Here is a 13,902-nt window from a genome sequence, read left to right as displayed (position 1 = left end):
AATCAGGAAATAGCAAGCAGGCTGAGTATCTCGTGTGAGATATGTCACACTCCCGCGAAGCCGGGTTTGCCAGCCTGTCAGCTGGCTGCCGTGACCATGCCGGCCGCCGGTGGCAGGATGGAGCCATGAGCATCCCGGCAGCTGACCTAATGGCATCCCTTCGTGCAGGAAACTCCACCTCCCCGCGCCTCACGTGGTACGGGCCGGACGCGGAACGCGTGGAGCTGTCCGGAAGGGTCCTGGACAACTGGGTTGCCAAGACCAGCAACCTCCTCCAGGACGAGCTGGACGCGGCCCCCGGCATGAGCCTCCGCCTCCAGCTGCCCGCCCATTGGAAGTCGATCGTCTGGGCGCTGGCCGCCTGGCAGCTCGGACTGCAAACCGTCCTGGAAAAGGGCGCCGCAGATTTCCTCGCCACCTCCGAGCCGGAGAGCGTGGAGGAGAAGTACGACGCCGTCATCGCCGTCGCGCTGCCTGCGCTGGCAATGCGCTGGCCGGGAGAGCTGGCGGCCGGGTGTATTGACTATGCTGCGGAAGTCCGCTCCCACGGCGACGTCTTCATGGCCCACGCCGATCCCGATCCTTCAGGATGCGCGGTTGTGACCGGCGACGGGCGCCGCCACCTCCACCAGGAGCTTCTGGATACTTTCGCGGCGCCCCACGACGACGGCGTTCGGCTCCATATTCCGGCCGGAAACGGGCTGGAGTCAGCGTTGGCCAACGCACTGGGTGCCTGGCGGCACGACGGCTCCGTTGTGGTCACCCATCCGGACGTGGAGCTGACGGACAAGCTTATGGCAGCTGAACGCATCCACGGCAGGTGAGCACGGGGCTGCCGGTCCAGCGGGGCTTTTGCGGCGGGAAGGCACCATCCAGGCACCACGCTTCAGACGCAGCGCAGCCAGCGGCAGGATAGGACCGAAGCACCTGCCTGCCCCGCTATTTGGTCGGACCCTCCGGCGAGGGCTCCCGGCTGAGCCTCTCCTCCGCCACTGGACTGTGGTCCTTGTGGTGGGGGTGGAGCTCGATGAGTTCGTGGTCGTGCGAGAACTCCGGCTCCTGGTCCAGTTCCTGGTTGAACACCAGGAACCGGTAGGCGAAGAAGCGGACCACCGTTGCCACCAGGATGCCCACCACGCCCGCGGAGAACAGCAGATTCTTGTCCGTGACGCCCATTCCGTACTTGGCGAGGGCGGTGAAGCCGGTGGAGATGCCAATGCCTATTCCGTTGATCAGGACGAACATCAGGAATTCGCGGAGCACGTTGGCCTGACGCCGGTGGCGGAAGGTCCAGAGCCGGTTGGCGATCCAGGAGAAAACCGTAGCCAGCGAGGCGCCAACAAACCTGGCCTTCGCCTCGCTGTCGGTCATGGGACCGTGCATGAGGTAGTAAGTGAGGCCGTTATCAATGACGAAGGCCACCCCGCCAACCGCTCCAAACTTTGCCACCTCGCGCCAAAACAGCGAGGCGAGCCCCCGGATACGGTCTGCAAGTGCGGTGAACATGGCCCTCCATGGCTGTGTGAACTGTGGGCCATCGGGCCAGAGGCCTATTTTAGCCCCCAAACCTGCAAGCCAGCCTCCCTAACCTTCAGCCGAAGGCGGTCCTGCTGCTGCAACACTCTTCCCCCATGCGTGACGGGAAGGCGGGATACCGGGCGGTCTTCGGTAGGCTGGCACATGTGACTTTTCCAGTAATAGGCGTGGTTGGCGGCGGCCAACTTGCCCGAATGATGGCCCCAGCCGCAACTGCACTCGGTTTCGAACTCCGTGTCCTCGCCGAAGGGGACGACGTTTCCGCGGTGTCGGCAGTCTCCTCCTCACCCGTGGGCGACTACAAGGACCTGCAGACCCTCCTGGACTTCGCGCAAGGCCTGGACGTCATGACTTTCGACCATGAGCACGTCCCCACGGCCCACCTCCGCGCCCTGCAGGATGCAGGCGTCAATGTCCAGCCCGGGCCGGATGCGCTGGTCAATGCCCAGGACAAGCTGGTGATGCGTGCAGCAATCGACCGCCTGGAGCTTCCCAACCCTGCATGGGCTTCCGTGCAGGACGTGGAGGCCCTGGTCAGTTTCGGTGAGCAGACAGGCTGGCCCGTGGTCCTGAAAATGCCGCGGGGCGGCTACGACGGCAAGGGTGTCCGCGTGATCTCCTCACCTGAGGAAGCTGCAGGCTCGGCTGAGTGGTTCGAAGCCATGAGTCCCCTGCTCGTCGAAGCCAAAGTGGAGTTCACCCGGGAATTGTCGGCCTTGGTGGCCCGGACGCCGGACGGCGAAGCCCGTGCCTGGCCGGTCGTGCACACCATCCAGGTGGATGGGGTGTGCGATGAGGTCATTGCCCCTGCCCTGGACATTCCGGTGGAGGTGGCCGCTGCCGCCGAAGACGCCGCTCTGCGGATTGCCAGTGAACTCGGCGTCACGGGGGTGCTCGCCGTTGAACTCTTCGAGACGCCCGGGTCCGGGGCAGGCTTCCTGATCAACGAACTCGCGATGCGCCCCCACAACACCGGCCACTGGACCCAGGACGGCTCGGTGACCAGCCAGTTTGAGCAGCACCTGCGAGCGGTCCTGAACCTCCCCCTGGGCGCCACTGATGCCCTCGCCCCCGTTGCCGTCATGAAGAACTTCCTGGGCGGCGACAACCAGGACCTGTTTTCCGCGTATCCGCTGGCACTTGCCAGCGAACCTGCCGCAAAGGTGCACTGCTACGGCAAGTCCGTCCGGCCCGGACGCAAGATCGGCCACGTCAACCTCGTCGGTTCATCCACGGCGGAGGTCGAGTCCGTGCGGCAGCGTGCCACCATGGTGGCGAACATCATCCGTGACGGCCGGCTGACGGCGGAAGAACCGCCCAGCACTTTTGAGGAGAACGCATGAGCGCCCAGCCCACTCCCGCCCCCGCCCCGGAGGCCGCCCCGCTGGTTGGCCTGGTGATGGGATCGGACTCTGACTGGCCAGTCATGGAAGCCGCAGCCGAAGCCCTGGCGGAGTTCGGCATTCCCTTCGAGGCCGACGTCGTGTCCGCCCACCGGATGCCCACCGAAATGATCCGCTACGGACAGACAGCCCATGAGCGGGGACTGCGCGTCATCATCGCCGGCGCGGGCGGTGCTGCCCACCTGCCTGGCATGCTGGCCAGCGTTACGCCGCTTCCGGTCATTGGAGTTCCCGTCCCACTGAAGACCCTGGACGGCATGGATTCGCTGCTGTCCATCGTCCAGATGCCGGCCGGCGTCCCCGTGGCCACCGTCTCCATTGGAGGGGCCCGCAACGCCGGACTCCTCGCCGTGCGCATGCTCGCTGCAGGCACGGACGAACTTGCCGCTTCCCTTCGCGCCGACCTCCTGGATTTTGCTGCGGACCTCAACGCCGTTGCTGCAAGGAAGGGCGCCAACCTGCGGCACAAGGTCAGCGAGGTCTTCGCCGAAGGCAACGGCGCCCTGCGGGGCAGCCGCTAGGCCGGCGCGTATGTCCAGCAGCAAGGTCCAGCAGCAGTCCCCCGCCGCCGCGGCCATGACGGACCCGGTCCGGTACCCCGCCGGCGCGTCCCCGCCCATGCGCACCAAGCGTGCGTTCGTACTGATCCTCCTCACGCTCCTGGTTCCGGGCAGCGCCCAGATTGTGGCCGGCGACCGCAAACTCGGCCGGGCCGCGCTGCGGGTCACGCTGGCTGTCTGGGCAGCACTGGTGCTGGCGGTGCTCCTGCTGGTCCTCAACCGGTCCTTGTTGATCAGCATCGTCACCAATCCCTTCGCTTCGCTGGCCATAGTGGTTGTGCTGGTGGCACTGGCCGCCGGCTGGGCAGTCCTGTTCATCAACACCCTGCGGCTCATCCGCCCGGTGCTGCTGCCACCGAAGGCGCGTCCCGGCGTCGCGGTCGCCCTGGTCCTGGCCCTGGTCCTCGGGACCGGCTCACTGGGTTACGCTGCGTACCTGCTTAACGTCAGCCGCAACGCCATCGGCAGTATCTTCTCCTCCGGGCCCGCGATCGACCCGGTGGACGGACGCTACAACTTCCTGATGATGGGCGGCGACGCCGGGGAAGACCGGACCGGCAGGCGCCCGGACAGCCTCTCCGTGCTCAGCGTGGACGCCGAAACCGGACAGACCGCCATCATTTCCGTCCCGCGTAACTTCCAGAACGCGCAGTTCAGCGAAGGTTCGCCCATGCGGGAGATCTACCCCGACGGCTACAACTGCGGGGACGAATGCCTGATCAACGCCATCAACACCGAGGTCACCAACGAATACGCGGACCTCTACCCTGGCGTGGCCGATCCCGGGGCGCAGGCCACTATGGAAGCCGTCTCCGGCACCCTCGGCCTGGAAATCCAGGCCTATGTCCTGGTGGACATGGAGGGATTCGCCACACTGATCGACGCCATGGGAGGGATCAGGATCAAGGCAGGCGGATGGGTCCCCATGAGCGGCTATTTCGACGACTACACCCAAACCCACGGCATGCCCCTCGGCTGGATCCCTGCCGGTGAGCAAACACTCGACGGCAACCAGGCCCTGTGGTATGGCCGGTCACGTGAGTACGTGGACGACTACTCCCGGATCCAGCGCCAGCAGTGCGTCCAGCAGGCCATGCTGAAGCAGCTGGACCCGGCCACGTTGCTGAGCAAGTTCGAGGACATTGCCAACGCCGGCACAAAGGTGGTGGACTCCAATATCTCAGCCACGCAACTGGGCAGTTTCGTTGACCTCGCCATTAAATCCAAAGGCCAGGAGGCCAAGCGGCTGACCATCGGCCCGCCGGACTTTGACGCCTCGTTCTCCACGGTCCCGGACTTCGCCCAGATCCACGAGCGCGTGGACCAGCTGCTGGCATCGGCTTCGGCCGGGGGCGCGCAGTCTGCGGGAATTGTCGACGACGTCATGGCAGCCCCCGCCGCCGGGCCTGTCCGGGCGGCAGGGGCTTCCCCGGCAATCCTGCCGGCGAGCGGCAGCATGGTTCAGCAGCCCACGCCGTCGGACTTCGTACCGGTGACCACGACGCCGGACGGCGAGCCGATCACCGAAGAGCTGCTGACGCAGCTCAAGCTCGAGGGCAACGAAGAGGCCATCCGCCAGCTCGTGGCCACCAACGGCCAATGTGCGGCTCTCTAGCCTGCAAACCAGACGAAAGAAACGGAACGGTTTTGTACGAGATTGAGAACGTCCTCCGCGACTACGCCTGGGGTTCGACGACGGCCATCGCCGCACTCCTTGGGAGGCCGGAGTCCGGCGGCCCCGAGGCGGAGCTGTGGATCGGCGCGCACCCCGATTCGCCGTCCGTTGCGCATGTCCCCGAGGACGGCTCAGCGACGCCGCTGGATGCGCTGGTTGCACGGGATCCCGAACATTTCCTTGGGGCCGAATCCGTGGCCCGGTTCGGCCCACGCCTGCCCTTCCTGGCAAAGATCCTGGCGGCTGCCCAGCCGCTCTCCCTGCAGGTCCATCCCAGCCTCGAACAGGCCCGGGCCGGTTTTGCCAGGGAGAACGCTGCCGGCGTGGCCCCGGACGCACCGCACCGGAACTACCGGGACGACAACCACAAGCCGGAGATGATTCTCGCGCTGACGCCGTTTGAGGCCCTGTGCGGGTTCCGCGCCGTCCAGGAGACGCGGAACATCCTGGCGCATATTGCCGCGGCGTTTGATTCCGTGGAGGGCGACGTCCCGCCGCTGCTCGGGAGGTTGCTGGCAGACCTCGAAGGCACCGATGAAAGCGCGGGCCTCCGCGCAGCCTTTGAGCGGCTCATCAGCGGCGGCCAGGCAGTTGCTGATGCCACTGCCCTGGTGGTGGCCGCCCTCATTTCCGGCGCTCCCCTTGCCCCCTACGAAGCCGAACTCCGCACGGTTATCAGCCTGAACGAAAAGTACCCGGGCGATCCCGGCGTCCTGATCTCCCTGCTGCTGAACCGCATCTCGCTCGAACCGGGCCAGGCAGTCTACCTCCCGGCCGGAAACGTCCATGCGTACTTGCACGGCCTGGGCGTTGAGGTCATGGCGTCTTCCGATAACGTCCTGCGCGGCGGGCTCACACCCAAGTTCATCGACGTTGCGGAGCTGTTGGGGACCATCGACTTCCATCCTGTGGCCGTGCCCATGCTCGCACCGGAGCGGACAGTGATGGACCAGGAACTGTTCCGCCCTCCGTTTGAGGAGTTCCAGCTCCAGCGCATCGACCTGGCACCCGGCTCTGCGCCCGTCCCGCTGGCACAGTCCGGCGCAGCCGTGGTGATCGTGGTGGCCGGGGACGTCTACCTGGATTCACCCAAGGGCGACCTCCAGCTTTCCCGTGGAGGCAGCGCCTTCCTGGCCGCTGCTGAGGCTCCCGTCAACGTCCATCCCGTGGCCGGCAGTACCGAACCGGCACTGGCTTTTGCGGTGACCACGGGCCTGTAGCGCGGCGCATCCCCTTACACCACTGAGCAAAGGGCGACGCCGGCACCTGGGTGGGTGCCGGCGTCGCCCTTTGCCCCAGGACAGTTAGCTGCCCGCGCGTACCTTCTGGATCAGCGGCCGGACCCTGCCGGCTGCCGTCTTCAGCAGGCGCCGGCCGGTCTGGAGTCCCCGGCGTGCCAGGGGCATGGCCTGGGCGTAGGCCGGGTACAGGGGCGACAACGGCTTTTCCCAGGTGCCCAGCAGCATGTTTTCATGCTTTGCGAACTGCTTCTTGAAGTCGGAGATGCCGTCGTTGAGGAGGCCGTTGAAATCGTAGCGGGAGCAGCCGTCCTCGCGCATGGCCTGCAGCGCGGCCCACTTGACGCCGTAGTTCACGCGCTGTTTCTGCCCGTCAGCGGAGACGCCGCCGTACAGTTCGAAGGCAGTCGAACCGCTCCTGGCAAGCCAGACGAACGCCAGCAGCTGCTCGCCGTCGAACGCGCCAATGATCGGTGACCCGTCTCCCATGTTCCGGAAAATGTCCCGGTAGTACTGGTCCTCGTGGATCCCGAACCCGGCACGCTCCGCCGTCTCGTGGTAGATGCTGAGCACCTGCTCAAGTTCGGCGTCGTTCTTCACCTTGCGGAATTCGACGTCGCTGCGCATGGCCTTGCGGATATTGGCCCGGGTGGACTTGGACATTTCGGCCATCAGTTCATCGTCAGAACGGGTCAGGTCCAGGATCAGCGTCCGCGGGATCAGCACGGTATTGGTGGAGGACCGGAAGCCGGCGGCGGCAACGGCACCGGCGTAGACGGAGTCCTGGTCCCAGTCCGGTTCGATGCTGAGGGCGACTCCCCGGTGCCGGACTGCAGCATGCTCGGCGAGGCGGTTGAGGACTGCCTGCGCATTCTCCGGGGCACACATCGGGCCCCTCGGAATGTAGACAAGGGCACGGAAGGGGAACGGAAGCCGGCGGACCAGCAACTGGGCGCATCCCAGGGTGTTGTCGCCGTCGTTGACCAGGACCCGGTCCACGGACCAGCCGTGCATGGCCTTGGTCTCGCCCCAGCCCCAGAGCTGTTGTGGATGTCCCTGGAACCGGTCAACGAATTCGTCCCAGAGGGCGCGGTCAGTACAGGGCACAACAGCAGGAATCATGGCTTCAACCCTATACCAACGCCTTAACGGGAGAGCCCCGAAGCACCATGGGCGCTCCGGGGCTCGTCTGGCTGGGCGTCAGCTCTTGCGGGCGTAGCCTTCCCACTTGTCGGCGCGGTGCTCGCCGTCCACGAACCGGATGGTGCCGGACTTGGAACGCATCACGATGGACTGGGTGAGGACCTTGTCCTTGGAGTACCGCACGCCCTTCAGCAGGTCACCGTCGGTGATACCCGTGGCCGCAAAGTAGCAGTTGTCGCTGGAGACGAGGTCGTTGGTGGAGAGGACCCGCTCGAGGTCGTGGCCGGCGTCGATGGCCTTCTGCTTCTCTTCGTCGCTGGTGGGCCAGAGGCGGCCCTGGATAACACCGCCCAGGGACTTGATGGCGCAGGCTGCAACGATGCCCTCGGGGGTGCCGCCGATACCCATCAGCGCATCAACACCTGTACCGGACCGTGCTGCAGCGATGGCACCGGCGACGTCGCCGTCCATGATGAACTTGGTGCGGGCACCGGCTTGACGGATTTCCTCCACCAGCGGCTTGTGGCGGTCGCGGTCAAGGATCATGACGTTGAGCTGGTTGACCTTGACGCCCTTCGCCTTGGCAATCAGGTGCAGGTTCTGCTTGACCGGGAGGCGAAGGTCCACCATGTCCGCGGCTTCCGGACCGGTGACGAGCTTCTCCATGTAGAACACGGCGGAGGGGTCGAACATCGAGCCCCGCTCAGCCACGGCGAGGACGGCGAGAGCGTTGTTGATGCCGAGCGCCGTCAGCCGCGTTCCGTCAATCGGGTCTACGGCGACGTCGCATTCGGGGCCGGTGCCGTCGCCAACGCGTTCGCCGTTGAACAGCATGGGGGCTTCGTCTTTTTCACCTTCGCCGATGACCACAACGCCGTTGAAGTGGACGGTCTGCAGGAAGGAGCGCATGGCATCCACAGCGGCGCCGTCGGCGGTGTTCTTGTCGCCGAAACCAACCCAGTGGCCGCCGGCGATTGCAGCCGCCTCGGTAACCCGGACAAGCTCGAGGGCGAGGTTGCGGTCCGGCTCGTCGTTGCCCACCGCCAGGGACGGGGAGATCGTGGAGTACTTCTGGGTCATGGACGCTGGTGACACGTGAACCTCTTCTTCGAGTGGCGATCATTGAACCCGCCCGCCGGAACAGCTGAGCGGTGATTCCTCTACTACTGATCATAGTCGCGGCGCCGTCCGTCGGATGGTGGATGACGCGGCCCCGCAATGTGCCCGGGCGGGGCAGGCTGCCCGACGGCGGCCAAATGGAACTTGCCTGCCGGCATAGGCGACTATAGAGGGGTGAATGACATGCAGGAGAAGACCAGTCCCAGCCCCGAACCGGCCGGATCCGAAGGCAGCAGCGGGTCCGGCGCAGCGGCAGGAAATGGGCCCGTCAAGCCTGTCATTCCGGCTGCCGCAGCCAAGCGCGCCAACGCCTCGGCGATAGGAATGATCATCGCCCTGGTGGTGAGCATTGCCGCGTTCCTGCCCATCCTCCTCATGAACCCGCTGCCCAAAAGCGATGGCTACCGGCCGGACATCGACGTTGCGGCAACGGCCCGGAACGCAACGGATGTGGCAGGATTCACACCTGTGGCGCCGGACACCGGCAGCACGTTCCGCCCCAACTACGCCCGGTGGGAATCCGGTACCGGAAGCGGCGTCCCCACCTGGGAAGTGGGCTACCTGACGCCCAGGGAGTCCTTCATCGCCCTGGTCCAGACGCGGAGCGCAAACCCGACCTGGCTGTTGCAGCAGACACGCAATGCACCCGTCACCGGTTCCCGCAACGCCGGCGGCCAGGAGTGGGAGCTGCGCGATACCGGAAAGGGCGAAAAAGCCCTGGTCCTGGACTACCGCGGCACCACGGTGGTCCTGTCGGGAGAAGCGCAACTGGAGGAATTCGCCGCACTGGCAGACGCCGTCGTCAAGTCCCTGGAAGCCAACCCGGCTGTCACAGTTTCACCCTCCGCGCCCGCAGCATCGTAAGGTAGGCGCGTGGCTACCTACCTGACTCCTGCACTCGCCTGGCGCCGCCTGCGCGAAGGCAATGAACGCTTTGTCAATGGCGAAACCTCGCACCCCAACCAGGATGCGTCCAGAAGGTCGTCCCTGGTGGAAAACCAGCACCCCTTCGCGGTGATCTTTGGTTGCTCGGACTCGCGGCTCGCCGCAGAGATCATCTTCGACGTCGGGCTCGGCGACGTCTTCGTCGTCAGGACGGCAGGGCAGGTTATTGATGACGCCGTCCTGGGCTCGCTGGAGTACAGCGTGGCAGTGCTGGGCGTGCCCTTGATCGTCATCCTGGGACATGACAGCTGCGGAGCCGTCAGCGCCACGAAGTCCGCAGTGGAAACCGGAGAGATGCCGGCAGGTTTCATCCGGGACCTGGTGGAGCGGATCACGCCCTCGGTCCTCACGTCCCTGCGCAACGACGAGAACGACGTCAACGACATGGTGGTGGAACACGTGAAGCAGACGTCGCAGCGGCTGGCGGACAGCTCCCGTGTGATTTCGGACGCAATCGAATCCGGTCGCACGGCGGTGATCGGCCTTTCGTACAGCCTCCAAGAGGGCCGCGCCAACCTTGTTTCCGGAATCGGCGAGCTCTAGCGGCTCCTTGGAACGGCCCCTGGCGGCCGCCCGTAGCAAGGAGTTCACGGTTTTCGGTGCGGCGCCGGTGCGTCCTAAGCTAGCCCCATGACTTCCACTGAAGAGTTCCGCATTGAACATGACACGATGGGCGAAGTCCGCGTCCCCGTGAACGCACTGTACCGCGCGCAGACGCAGCGGGCAGTGGAGAACTTCCCGATTTCCGGCAAGACCCTGGAACGCGCCCACATTGAGGCGCTGGCCCGGGTCAAGAAGGCTGCCGCCCAGGCCAACGCTGAACTGGGTGTGCTCGACGGCGAGCTGGCCAAGGCGATCGCGGACGCAGCTGACGAGGTGGCCGCCGGCAAGTACGACGGCGACTTCCCCATCGACGTTTTCCAGACCGGCTCCGGCACTTCCTCGAACATGAACACCAACGAGGTCATCGCCGAGCTGGCCACGCGCGCCCTGAAGGCTGCCGGAAGCGACAAGGTTGTCCACCCGAACGACCACGTCAACGCCTCACAGTCCTCCAACGACGTGTTCCCCACCTCCGTGCACGTCGCAGCCACCTCCGCCCTGATCAACGACCTCATTCCGGCCCTCGGCTACCTTGCCGAATCCCTGGAGCGCAAGGCCGTTGAATTCAAGGACGTGGTCAAGTCCGGCCGCACGCACCTGATGGACGCCACCCCCGTGACCCTGGGCCAGGAGTTCGGCGGCTACGCGGCGCAGGTCCGCTACGGCGTCGAGCGCATCAACGCCTCCCTCCCCCGCGTGGCTGAGGTTCCCCTTGGCGGCACCGCCGTGGGCACCGGCATCAACACCCCGGCAGGTTTCCCGGAGCGCGTGATCGAGCTGCTTGCAACGGACACCGGGCTCCCCCTGACGGAGGCCCGCGACCACTTCGAGGCGCAGGCCAACCGCGACGGCCTGATCGAGGCTTCCAGCCAGCTGCGCAACATCGCCATCTCCTTCATGAAGATCAACAACGATCTCCGCTGGATGGGATCTGGCCCCAACACGGGCCTGGGCGAAATCGCCATCCCCGACCTGCAGCCCGGTTCCTCGATCATGCCCGGCAAGGTCAACCCGGTCATCTGCGAAGCCTCCATCATGGTGGCCGCACAGGTCATCGGCAACGACACCGCCATCGCCTGGTCCGGTACCAACGGCGCCTTCGAGCTGAACGTGGGCATCCCGGTCATGGCCTCCAACCTGCTGGAATCCATCCGCCTGCTGGCCAACACCAGCCGCGTCATGGCCGACAAGATGATCGACGGCATCACCGCCAACGTGGAGCGTGCACGCTTCCTCGCCGAGGCGTCACCGTCCATCGTGACCCCGCTGAACAAGTACATCGGCTACGAGAACGCCGCCAAGATCGCCAAGACGGCCGTGGCCGAGGGCCTGACCGTCCGCCAGGCCACCGAGAAGCTTGGCTTCGTTGGTGAAGGCGAAGGCAAGGTTTCCGAGGCCGACCTCGACAAGGCCCTGGACGTCACCACCATGACTGCCCCGGCCCACAAGGCCCAGTAACTGCCCCACGCTGAAGCACGACGGCGGCCGGCACCTTTCGCAGGAAAGGCGCCGGCCGCCGTCGTCCCCAGGAGATTTTGACGGCGACCGGGACTTCCATGCCCCGCAACCTCCAATGCGGCGCGCTCAGGCCGGCAGAAGCATGGCGGCAGCGGTGCCGGCCAACATGAACGGACCGAATGGAATGGAGGACTTGAGCGTCCCCCGGCGGGCCGCAAGGATCACGATGGACCACAGGCCGCCCAGGAGGAAAGCGAGGAAGGTTCCCGCAAATACGTGGCCCCAGCCCAGGAAGCCGAGGTACATTCCCAGGACTCCTGCAAGCTTCACGTCGCCGAAACCCATGCCGGGCGGGTAGACGGCGCGGAGGATGAAGTAGAAGAGCCAGAGGACGGCGGCGCCGGCCAGCACCCTGGGGATTCCCAGGTTGAGCATCGACATGAAGGAACTGCTGCCACCCGGGCGGGTGGTGCCATCCGCGAATCCGGCTGCCGCAAGAAGGAGGACACCGGCAATGGCGTAGGACGGGAACACGATGCGGTTGGGCAGGAGGTGATGCCGGACGTCGATGACCGTGAGCCGGACGGCCATCACGGCAAAATAGGCACAGGCCACCAGCACCAGCCAGAAGGCCAGCGGCGCGCCCTGCCACAGTTCGACAAGTCGTTGGATCACCCTCGGATGCTACTGGATCCGCGCTCCTCCGCAGTACTGCCCGCGCGTAAACTGTGGATATGTCGACGTGGGAATCCCGTCACCGGCCCGATCCGGACAGTGCTGCCGCGCCCGCTGACCTGGCCGCGACGTTCCGGAACCTATGCCGGTCCTCCCCCTGGAAGTGGCAGTCCCTGCGTTTTGAGTACTGGGATGAGGCCTTTACGAACGCTCCCAGCCCTGCAGCTCCCCTGGTCCGTGCCTGGCTGCGACGGCCGGGAGCGCTCCGCCTGGAAAGCCCGGAGGGACTGGTCCTCCACAGCACCACGGGCATCAATGACTCCCGTGACGGCCTGTACGTCAGTGCCACCCGCAAGTCCTGGCTCCTGCCGCCCCACTTGGTGACGCCTGTGTACGACGACCGTGGCCTGGTGCGGCGCCGTCCGGAGGCGGCCTACGGTGAGCCCGGTTTCGGCAATGGCCGCTTCTCCGCGGCCCTGGACCCGGTGGAGCTGGCCGGCAACGCCCCGGTGCCCCTGGAGTTCCCGGGCAGCAACCCCGTTGAGGTGCGGGACGTAGCCCGGGTGGAGCATGAGGGCCGGCCGGCCCTTGAGGCCCTGGTGACTCCCACACCCGCATACCATCCCATAGACCCTGCTGCACCGCTGTGCCTGCCCGGCCGCAGCCGTATCCGGGTGGACCTGGGTACTGGTGTGTGCGTCTCCAGCCAGTCACTGGAGCCGGAAACTGACCAGTACGGGCACTGGCTGCGGATCATCGCCGTGGACGAATACATGCTGGATGACCTCTTCCTCGCCGAATCCATGAACCTCACCGATGTGCGCCGGCACATCAGCTGGGACGTCCCCGCCTGACTGTGACAGGCAGGTGCGTGGTTTCTCGGCTAGGCTTCGCGGATGACTACGCTGAGCTCCGTTTGGCCACCCTTCGGCCTGACCCTGGCCACGCCACGGCTTGAACTCCGGCCCGTCCGGGATGATGACCTCCCGGCTCTGGTGGAGGCGGCCAGCACCGGCATTCACGAGGCCGGCAGGAACCCGTTCAGTACGGCATGGGCGGAAGCTCCGCTGGAAGAACTGGGCCCCAGGATGGCGCAGTGGCACTGGCGCTGCCGCGCCGAATGCAGCCCGGAATCCTGGACACTCCTCCTTGGCATCTGGCACGGGAACGAGTTGATCGGCTGCCAGGACCTCGGTGCCAAGCACTTCGCCACACTGAAGACCGTGAGCACGGGATCGTGGCTCAAGCAGTCCATGCAGGGGCGCGGCCTCGGCAAGGAGATGCGTGCCGCCGTCGTGCTCTATGCCTTCGACTGGCTGGGCGCGGAGGTCGCCGAGTCCGAAGCCGCCAGCTGGAACGAAGCCTCCCTCGGCGTCTCCCGCTCCCTCGGCTACGAGCTCAACGGCACCACCCGCAAAGCCTGGGGCACCCAGGCTGAGACCGTTCAGTATGTCCGCCTAACACCGGACTCCTTCAAACGCCCCGACTGGACACTCCAGGTAGGGGGCCATGAGGCTGCAGCGAACTTCCTCAAGGTGACCTGACCA

General features: G+C 65.8%; 14 protein-coding genes. 10 read left to right on the top strand and 4 right to left on the bottom strand.

Annotation, left to right across the window (positions count from 1 at the left end; translation table 11 throughout):
- The first annotated feature begins 125 nt into the window (after positions 1–125).
- A complete protein-coding gene (locus ASPHE3_RS06000; protein WP_013600338.1) occupies positions 126–824 on the top strand; it encodes a TIGR03089 family protein in 699 nt (232 codons plus the stop codon).
- 115 nt (positions 825–939) lie between these two features.
- Here ASPHE3_RS06000 and ASPHE3_RS05995 read toward each other — a convergent pair whose 3' ends face one another.
- A complete protein-coding gene (locus ASPHE3_RS05995; protein WP_013600337.1) occupies positions 940–1,506 on the bottom strand; it encodes a GtrA family protein in 567 nt (188 codons plus the stop codon).
- Between the two features lie 176 nt (positions 1,507–1,682).
- Between ASPHE3_RS05995 and ASPHE3_RS05990 the strand changes: the two genes are divergently transcribed.
- From ASPHE3_RS05990 to manA, 4 genes are read left to right on the top strand one after another with little or no spacing between them, the layout of a single operon-like run.
- Positions 1,683–2,879 carry a 5-(carboxyamino)imidazole ribonucleotide synthase gene (locus tag ASPHE3_RS05990; protein WP_174266587.1) on the top strand — a complete coding sequence of 399 codons (1,197 nt, stop codon included), beginning with the start codon at positions 1,683–1,685 and terminating at the stop codon, positions 2,877–2,879.
- On the top strand, positions 2,876–3,460 hold the full coding sequence (gene purE / locus ASPHE3_RS05985; RefSeq protein ID WP_013600335.1) for a 5-(carboxyamino)imidazole ribonucleotide mutase: 585 nt from the start codon (positions 2,876–2,878) through the stop codon (positions 3,458–3,460). The genes ASPHE3_RS05990 and purE overlap by 4 nt, the downstream gene beginning before the upstream one ends.
- A 10-nt stretch (positions 3,461–3,470) precedes the next feature.
- Positions 3,471–5,114, top strand: coding sequence for an LCP family protein (locus tag ASPHE3_RS05980; protein WP_013600334.1), 1,644 nt, complete (start codon positions 3,471–3,473; stop codon positions 5,112–5,114).
- A gap of 32 nt (positions 5,115–5,146) precedes the next feature.
- Entirely contained in the window at positions 5,147–6,394 is a 1,248-nt protein-coding gene (manA, locus tag ASPHE3_RS05975) for a mannose-6-phosphate isomerase, class I (RefSeq protein WP_013600333.1), read from the top strand.
- An 84-nt stretch (positions 6,395–6,478) separates the two neighbouring features.
- Here manA and ASPHE3_RS05970 read toward each other — a convergent pair whose 3' ends face one another.
- A complete protein-coding gene (locus ASPHE3_RS05970; protein WP_013600332.1) occupies positions 6,479–7,534 on the bottom strand; it encodes a lipid II:glycine glycyltransferase FemX in 1,056 nt (351 codons plus the stop codon).
- 78 nt (positions 7,535–7,612) lie between these two features.
- Positions 7,613–8,635: a class II fructose-bisphosphatase gene (glpX, locus tag ASPHE3_RS05965; protein ID WP_174266612.1), complete on the bottom strand. Its 1,023-nt coding sequence runs from the start codon at positions 8,633–8,635 to the stop codon at positions 7,613–7,615.
- A gap of 222 nt (positions 8,636–8,857) precedes the next feature.
- On the opposite strand from glpX, the gene ASPHE3_RS05960 reads away from it, so the two are divergent.
- The 3 genes from ASPHE3_RS05960 to ASPHE3_RS05950 all read left to right on the top strand — a co-directional run bounded on the left by ASPHE3_RS05960 (position 8,858) and on the right by ASPHE3_RS05950 (position 11,680).
- On the top strand, positions 8,858–9,538 hold the full coding sequence (locus ASPHE3_RS05960) for a DUF4245 domain-containing protein (protein WP_013600330.1): 681 nt from the start codon (positions 8,858–8,860) through the stop codon (positions 9,536–9,538).
- 9 nt (positions 9,539–9,547) lie between these two features.
- Positions 9,548–10,162 (top strand): carbonic anhydrase, encoded by a 615-nt coding sequence (locus ASPHE3_RS05955; protein ID WP_013600329.1) that lies wholly within the window; start codon positions 9,548–9,550, stop codon positions 10,160–10,162.
- 87 nt (positions 10,163–10,249) lie between these two features.
- Entirely contained in the window at positions 10,250–11,680 is a 1,431-nt protein-coding gene (locus ASPHE3_RS05950; RefSeq protein ID WP_013600328.1) for a class II fumarate hydratase, read from the top strand.
- Between the two features lie 126 nt (positions 11,681–11,806).
- Here ASPHE3_RS05950 and ASPHE3_RS05945 read toward each other — a convergent pair whose 3' ends face one another.
- Positions 11,807–12,355 (bottom strand): prepilin peptidase, encoded by a 549-nt coding sequence (locus ASPHE3_RS05945; RefSeq protein ID WP_013600327.1) that lies wholly within the window; start codon positions 12,353–12,355, stop codon positions 11,807–11,809.
- Between the two features lie 59 nt (positions 12,356–12,414).
- Here ASPHE3_RS05945 and ASPHE3_RS05940 point away from each other — a divergent pair, with 59 nt between their 5' ends.
- Both ASPHE3_RS05940 and ASPHE3_RS05935 read left to right on the top strand, forming a co-directional pair.
- Entirely contained in the window at positions 12,415–13,209 is a 795-nt protein-coding gene (locus ASPHE3_RS05940; protein WP_013600326.1) for a hypothetical protein, read from the top strand.
- 42 nt (positions 13,210–13,251) lie between these two features.
- A complete protein-coding gene (locus ASPHE3_RS05935; protein ID WP_013600325.1) occupies positions 13,252–13,899 on the top strand; it encodes a GNAT family N-acetyltransferase in 648 nt (215 codons plus the stop codon).
- Positions 13,900–13,902 lie beyond the last annotated feature (3 nt).

Source organism: Pseudarthrobacter phenanthrenivorans Sphe3 (genome assembly GCF_000189535.1).
GTDB lineage: Bacteria > Actinomycetota > Actinomycetes > Actinomycetales > Micrococcaceae > Arthrobacter > Arthrobacter phenanthrenivorans.
This window is presented reverse-complemented; position numbering and strand designations above follow the sequence as displayed.

Coding starts and splice junctions, on each gene's coding strand:
- ASPHE3_RS06000 (WP_013600338.1), top strand. CDS start 126: ATGAGCATCCCGGCAGCTGACCTAATGGCATCCCTTCGTGCAGGAAAC.
- ASPHE3_RS05995 (WP_013600337.1), bottom strand. CDS start 1,506: ATGTTCACCGCACTTGCAGACCGTATCCGGGGGCTCGCCTCGCTGTTT.
- purE (WP_013600335.1), top strand. CDS start 2,876: ATGAGCGCCCAGCCCACTCCCGCCCCCGCCCCGGAGGCCGCCCCGCTG.
- ASPHE3_RS05980 (WP_013600334.1), top strand. CDS start 3,471: ATGTCCAGCAGCAAGGTCCAGCAGCAGTCCCCCGCCGCCGCGGCCATG.
- ASPHE3_RS05970 (WP_013600332.1), bottom strand. CDS start 7,534: ATGATTCCTGCTGTTGTGCCCTGTACTGACCGCGCCCTCTGGGACGAA.
- glpX (WP_174266612.1), bottom strand. CDS start 8,635: ATGACCCAGAAGTACTCCACGATCTCCCCGTCCCTGGCGGTGGGCAAC.
- ASPHE3_RS05960 (WP_013600330.1), top strand. CDS start 8,858: ATGCAGGAGAAGACCAGTCCCAGCCCCGAACCGGCCGGATCCGAAGGC.
- ASPHE3_RS05950 (WP_013600328.1), top strand. CDS start 10,250: ATGACTTCCACTGAAGAGTTCCGCATTGAACATGACACGATGGGCGAA.
- ASPHE3_RS05940 (WP_013600326.1), top strand. CDS start 12,415: ATGTCGACGTGGGAATCCCGTCACCGGCCCGATCCGGACAGTGCTGCC.
- ASPHE3_RS05935 (WP_013600325.1), top strand. CDS start 13,252: ATGACTACGCTGAGCTCCGTTTGGCCACCCTTCGGCCTGACCCTGGCC.